The 6237-nt window shown below is 44.9% G+C and carries 6 protein-coding genes and 1 tRNA gene; 4 read left to right on the forward strand and 3 right to left on the reverse strand.

The annotated features are described in order from the left end of the window. The first annotated feature begins 151 nt into the window (after nt 1–151). A complete protein-coding gene (locus H8S57_RS16510) occupies nt 152–493 on the forward strand; it encodes a plasmid mobilization protein (protein ID WP_186909059.1) in 342 nt (113 codons plus the stop codon). A gap of 49 nt (nt 494–542) precedes the next feature. On the opposite strand, the gene H8S57_RS16515 is transcribed toward H8S57_RS16510, so the two are convergent. Beyond that, nucleotides 543–1370: an HNH endonuclease gene (locus tag H8S57_RS16515; protein ID WP_186909060.1), complete on the reverse strand. Its 828-nt coding sequence runs from the start codon at nt 1368–1370 to the stop codon at nt 543–545. 309 nt (nt 1371–1679) lie between these two features. On the opposite strand from H8S57_RS16515, the gene H8S57_RS16520 reads away from it, so the two are divergent. The 3 genes from H8S57_RS16520 (at nt 1680) to H8S57_RS16530 (ending at nt 4323) form a co-directional block, all read left to right on the forward strand. Next, nucleotides 1680–2102, forward strand: coding sequence for an RNA polymerase sigma factor (locus tag H8S57_RS16520; protein ID WP_186909061.1), 423 nt, complete (start codon nt 1680–1682; stop codon nt 2100–2102). A gap of 331 nt (nt 2103–2433) precedes the next feature. Next, on the forward strand, nt 2434–2646 hold the full coding sequence (locus H8S57_RS16525; RefSeq protein ID WP_186909062.1) for a hypothetical protein: 213 nt from the start codon (nt 2434–2436) through the stop codon (nt 2644–2646). A 72-nt stretch (nt 2647–2718) separates the two neighbouring features. After that, nucleotides 2719–4323: a recombinase family protein gene (locus H8S57_RS16530; protein WP_186909063.1), complete on the forward strand. Its 1605-nt coding sequence runs from the start codon at nt 2719–2721 to the stop codon at nt 4321–4323. 91 nt (nt 4324–4414) lie between these two features. Here H8S57_RS16530 and H8S57_RS16535 read toward each other — a convergent pair. Next, nucleotides 4415–4497 (reverse strand) — tRNA-Ala (locus tag H8S57_RS16535). 106 nt (nt 4498–4603) lie between these two features. Further along, nucleotides 4604–5932: an AAA family ATPase gene (locus tag H8S57_RS16540; protein ID WP_186909064.1), complete on the reverse strand. Its 1329-nt coding sequence runs from the start codon at nt 5930–5932 to the stop codon at nt 4604–4606. Nucleotides 5933–6237 lie beyond the last annotated feature (305 nt).

Here is a 6237-nt window from a genome sequence, read left to right on the forward strand (position 1 = left end):
CGGACATGGTTTACAGACTCCTTTCAGAATGGTGTGTCGCAACTTCATTCTACCAGAGTTCTGCAAACCATGTCTCTTTTTATCCTCTTTTATATTTGCGCAACTTATTTTACCTTATCGAGCGCAGAAAGGGCCGGGAGCTGGAACGCTGATGGAGAACCGCAAGCGGAATGTCCATCTGCACGTCATGGTGACGCCGGACGAGCTGGCGGCCATCCATGAACGGATGGCCGAAGCGGGCATTTCCAACGCCGGGGCTTATGTGCGGAAGATGGCTCTGAACGGGTATATCCTGCACGTTGACCTTGCGCCTATAAAAGAATTAATCTCTCTGCAAAGGCGCTGCTCCAACAATCTCAATCAGGTCGCCGTACACGCGCATACCTACGGCGTGTACCCGGAGGAAATCGACGGATTGAAGCAGGACTATGAAAAGCTGTGGGGCGAGGTGTCAAAAGTGCTGCAGGAGCTCTCCGAGCTGGTGGCAAAGTAAGACGAGGGCGGCAGGTTTCAAAGTTGAAATCTGCCGCCTTGTTCTTTTTTTACCATCTATATCTTCGTTTCCGAAAATGTAATTCCCGAAGTCCGGCCTCTTTACAAATAGACGATAGAATTTTTAGTATTTCTTCTCGTGTAGAATTAAACCATTCAGCAAGTTCACGATCATAGAAACAATAAGCGACATCTTCGCCTGTGCCATATGTCGAATAGGCTTTTTCCTTTTTGGCTATTTTCAATCGTCTGCGAATTGCTGTTAACATATCAGCGATAGTATAAAGTTTTTCTCGCCACAAAGAGTTTTGGATAGAAGATTTTCCATCAGCCTGTTTTAATATAGAGCCATCACGAGTTCTTAATACTCCTGTATTCAAAGCAATTAGCGTATCTTCAATCGCTTTATCAAAATCCTCCATTCGACCTTCTTGATAAATGTCATCTTGAAAGGCCGGACGATCAAAGCACTCCAAATAAAATTGGACAAGCTCTTTATCTTTTTCAAAAGCGGGTGTGGCAGAAGTAGTTTCAACTTCTAAAATTGCTGTCTGTTCTGCAAGCTGCTTCCAACTTTGTAGCAGTTCTTTAGGATAACGAGTAATATCCGTATCAATCAATTTAGAACAAGATTGGCATAGCCAAATTCCATTTTCAAATGACTTTCTTTCTTCGGGTGTCATAGAAGCGTCATAGCGTGGACCGCCTTGAGCTGCTGCACAGATATGAGCGGCTACTCCAATATTTGTGACTTTTTCGGGATTGGAATTTGCCCCACAAGTCAACTTTCGACAAGCAGGATTGCTACATCTTCTCCCGACCCGATTTGCCAGTAATTCCTTTGTTGCTGAATTAAAGTCGTCTCTGGTATTCCCCATGTTCATCACCTCATCGAACCAAAATATTGATTCCATTATACCACGACTTTTTACATAAAACTATCAAACTTCGGGCTATGTTGGGGCTGTTGACAAAGTCTGTTTTCAAAAATACGGCCTTGCAAAAAGTTCATCAAATAGCATATATTTTACAGTAAATAACAACAAACAAGCAAGAAAAACCTATTTGCTTTTTCGATAAGGGACTTTGTCAACAGCCCCATGTTGGCCCGAAGTCATTCCCCGGTGTCGCTCTCCACCGCCTCTGTTTCGGTCACTCGTCAACCACCAACCGAAACGGAGGTCAATATGGCTATTATCAATCTGCGGGACTATTACCCGTTTTATACATCGGATTGCTTCATGGAAGTATCGGACGAAGTTGCTGAAATCTTCAAAGAATTTGACCGCAAGGAGGCTGCTTTCCGGCTGCGTACATACCGCCATAAAGCTTACTATTCCCTTGATCGGGATGATGGGCTGGAACATGAGGCTGTCTTTGTCGCACTTTCGCCCCATGAGTTGTACGAGCGGAAAGTTACCATGCAGGAGCTTCACGCTGCTATTGCCAGCTTGCCGGACAAACAGGCCAAACGGATTTACGCCCACTTCATTCTTGGCATGACGAAACAGGATATTGCTCGGGCAGAAGGGGTAGATGAGAAAGTAATCCGTGTGGCAATCGAGCGCGGGCTGCGGCACTTGGAAAAAATTTTGAAAAAATCTCTGTAAGGTGCACCGATTTAGGCCAAAAAATGAAATGGCTTATGAGAGGCAAAACACCTCGGGTCAAGGTGGGGCTGTTGACAAAGTCCCTTATCGAAAAAGCAAATAGGTTTTTCTTGCTTGTTTGTTGTTATTTACTGTAAAATATATGCTATTTGATGAACTTTTTGCAAGGCCGTATTTTTGAAAACAGACTTTGTCAACAGCCCCACATCGGCCCGAAGTGGAGAAAGCTCAAAGGGCGGCACCTGCGGGGGCCGCCTTTTGATATTTCCCCACAGGACAAGGGGGAAATGGGAAGTTACTGTTTTTTTCGTTCCGCTGAGGAGGTAACGCTATGCCCCAAAACATCACCATGCTCAAGGTGGACGGGTATGAGATTTACGCCACCTTTGCCAAAACCAGAAACACGGCCATTTCCGGCCATCTGAAACAAATCCTGCTGTCCTCCTATATCGCTGGAGGACATAAACCCCAAACCGGAGGCATCCTTGCTGCCCCTCCTGTACAGCGGTATAATAAAGATGGTGATAGTCACCATGTACCTTGAAAACTGCATAGATTGCGTATTGATCCGCATCTTCATGTTGCCTTTTTGACAATATGAAAGGACGGGTCAACTATGAAAAATCGAGTTTGTACATTATACCGTGTTTCTACCGACAAGCAGGTGGACCACAACGATAAAAACCAGGCCGACATTCCCATGCAGCGGAAAGCCTGCCATGCCTTTTGCGAAAAGATGGGCTGGGTGATTGTCCATGAGGAACAAGAGGAAGGCGTTTCCGGCCACAAGGTAAGAGCTGAAAACCGGGACAAGCTGCAAATCATCAAGGAACTAGCAAAGCAGAAGAAGTTTGATATTCTGCTGGTGTTTATGTTTGACCGCATCGGGCGTATCGCTGACGAAACGCCCTTTGTGGTGGAATGGTTCGTAAAGAACGGGATCGAGGTATGGAGCACCCAAGAAGGGGAGCAGCGCTTCGACAGCCACACGGACAAGCTCACCAACTACATCCGCTTTTGGCAGGCTGACGGTGAAAGCGAAAAGACTTCTATCCGTACCAAAACCGCATTGGGCCAGCTCGTTGAGAGTGGCGGCTTCAAAGGTGGCCTTGCTCCATACGGCTATGACCTTGTGAAAAGCGGGCGCTTCAACAAGCGCAAGCATGAGCTTTATGATCTGGTCGTCAACGAAACCGAGGCTGCTGTGGTGCGGATCATCTTTGACAAGTATGTGCATGAGGGCTTCGGCGCTCAACGGATTGCTACCTACTTGAACAAACAGGGCTACCGGGCCAGAACGGGCAAGATGTGGCACCACGCCAGCATCCGAGGTATTGTCTGTAATCTCACCTATACGGGTGTTCTGCGGTGCGGGGAAAGCCGTTCCCAAGAGCTACCCCATCTGCAAATCATTTCTCCGGAGCTGTTTGAAGCAGCCCAACACATCCGCACTTCCCGGGCCAATAGTGCCGAGCAGGAACGCCATATCCCGCTAAATACCCGTGGCAACTCGCTTTTGGCCGGGAATGTGTATTGCGGGCATTGCGGGTCGAGGCTGACCCTCACCACCAACGGAAAGGCTTATCCCTGCAAGTATGACCCTAATCGGGTGGTGAAGCGTGTGCGGTATATCTGCTACGGTAAAACCCGCAAACAAACCGACTGTGACGGGCAGACGGGCTACACGGCCCATATCCTTGACGGGATCATTGATAAGCTGGTGCGCCAAATCTTTGAGCGCATGAAAGCAATTCCCAAAAGCGAGATTGTAAGCGCCCGCTACCGGGAGAAGATGGCGCAGCGGAAAAGCCTGCTCCACAGTGTTCGATCCGAGTATGTCAAAGCTGCCGCAGACCTCGAAACGCTGAAAGGCGAAGTCATCAAGACCATTCGTGGAGAGAGTAGCTTTTCTAAAGAGCTGCTAAACTCTCTAATTGCCGAAGCCGAAACGAAATGCAGAGAGCTCCAAGAGAATTTGGAGGCAGTGCAAGCGGCCTATGACGAAGGACAAGCGGTGATGGCCTCGCTGAACACGCAATATAACGACATCATCTCATGGGCAGAAATGTACGACACAGCCAGCATAGAGGCAAAGAAAATGATCGTGAGCTGTTTGATAAAGCGGGTAGAGGTATACCGTGACTACAAGCTGCACATTGATTTCAACATTGACTTTACACAGTTCTGTGAAGGGCTGGACATTGTGACGATTGCCGCATAAAACAAAAAGCCCGCTCCCAAAAGGGAACAGGCATGAAAAAACCTACTTCGTATGAAGCAGGTTATCTAAGAATACTCAGCACACCAAAGTTTGGTGGAGATAAGCGGGATCGAACCGCTGACCTCTTGAATGCCATTCAAGCGCTCTCCCAGTACAAGCGTGTAGCGAACCCCCTAAATGGGGTAGGGAGAGTGCTTTTGGTACACAGGACTAAGGGACTTCTTACAAGGCTTAATTCTGTAAGAAGTCCCTTAAACTATGGGCGAAGCTACTGAGTTTCTCATTCATCTAATTCTTCAACAGGCTGCTGAGGCGGTAATGAGTCCATTTCTTCACGATCTGCTAATAGATTGAAGGCCTTGACAAACTTATCTACAAACTCATCACATTCTTCGCGGTGTTCGTCATACCAAAAAGAATAAAGGATTTCTTGGTTTCCTAAAATCTCCTCTAATTGCTGGAACCATCGCTTATATTCAGAAGTGTCATATCGTTCTGGTTCAAGTGGCCAATCATTAAAACATATATCGTAATTTAGAGATTGAACTTTGGAATAGTCTTTTTGAAATTTATTGAACGCAGCATGATCCTTTAATTGCCTAAACAAATCTTTTTCGATAGTCAAAGGCAGAAACAAGAAATTATCTGCGCCAGATAATACTTTTCCTTTAGTTTTTTTATATTCCCTAGTTTCAGGAACATCACCATCTAACAAAACTATATTGTTTCTAAACTCTGGAACTTTTTTCTCATAGAGTTGGACATAATTTCCCCATCCCAAGTCTATATCAACAAAATTCATATATAGTTCCAGATTGATTTGTAATACCCTTGATAGGATGTACTGAGTAAATGAAATGGCTCTGGCATCTTCGCAATAAATATTCAATTTACTTCCATTTGCGGGGCCAACGAGATTGATATCATTCAAAACAGTATTTAGATCACTGGTCGAAGAAATATTCCTTGGCATAATTCTCCGAGTCCCCTCTGCTTCGTATTTAGGTTCCAAATATACTATGGAACTATCATACGCATAAGGAGGCAGATTTATGCCTTTTTCCGCTCTCTCTTTACGCTGATACTTGTTGACTTGTTTCAAAATAATAGGGGAATGCGTAGTAAATACAATTTGTATCTTAAAATCGTTTGCTGATTTCCACAAATAGTCAACTAATTTTTTCTGAGAAAATCCGTAAAGAGTAGCGTCTAATTCATCGATAAGCAAAATTCCACCCTTGTAGTCGCGCCCGTATTGCTCTTTAAGACGCTTGAACGAAAGAACTGCTAAAATAATCTTTGTTATATTTCCCTCGCCAGCTGAGTTTGTGAAAATATCATGTACTCCATCGCTGATTCCAGAGAATGTTCTTGATGATGTCCCTTTTTCAAGTCCGACAGAGGGTGTACCTGGAATGTTCTGAATAGAAAGAATATTCCGATAATTGTCAACACAATATGCCAGTTCTTCCTCTGTTAGTTCCGGCTTAAGACTTTGCGTCTTGCCTGATTCTCCAATTGGAAATAACCTGCTCAGACTTAAGAAATAAACCGGAAGCTGAATATATCCAGCCCCGCTTGATCGACTTTCAGCATTCCAAAATCTCAAAGTCGTCTTTTTACCACCTTGACTTCTTGCAATACTTTCAACAGAAAAATACGACTTTACATAAACATTTGAGTGAAGATTTAACTTCCATTTGTGCTCGCCAATAATATCATGTTCTTCTGACAGCTTGAACTTTTCTTTGAATTGCGAACGGAAATTATATCCGTCAATAGTCTTACAGCCATATGAACCGCCCCCGATTGTGCGGACAGCACAAAAACGCCCCTAATATAGGACTATGAGATTTTCAAGCAGCAAACTGGCGGCGCAATTCCAGAGGCGTCAGTTTTGTTTTTGATTGAATG

The organism is Lawsonibacter hominis, assembly GCF_014287895.1.
Classification (GTDB): Bacteria; Bacillota; Clostridia; order Oscillospirales; family Oscillospiraceae; genus Lawsonibacter_A; species Lawsonibacter_A hominis.

What these genes read in the sequence shown, in the direction of transcription:
- H8S57_RS16515 (WP_186909060.1), bottom strand. Translation starts at nt 1,370, where the DNA reads ATGGGGAATACCAGAGACGACTTTAATTCAGCAACAAAGGAATTACTG.
- H8S57_RS16530 (WP_186909063.1), top strand. Translation starts at nt 2,719, where the DNA reads ATGAAAAATCGAGTTTGTACATTATACCGTGTTTCTACCGACAAGCAG.
- H8S57_RS16525 (WP_186909062.1), top strand. Translation starts at nt 2,434, where the DNA reads ATGCCCCAAAACATCACCATGCTCAAGGTGGACGGGTATGAGATTTAC.
- H8S57_RS16520 (WP_186909061.1), top strand. Translation starts at nt 1,680, where the DNA reads ATGGCTATTATCAATCTGCGGGACTATTACCCGTTTTATACATCGGAT.
- H8S57_RS16510 (WP_186909059.1), top strand. Translation starts at nt 152, where the DNA reads ATGGAGAACCGCAAGCGGAATGTCCATCTGCACGTCATGGTGACGCCG.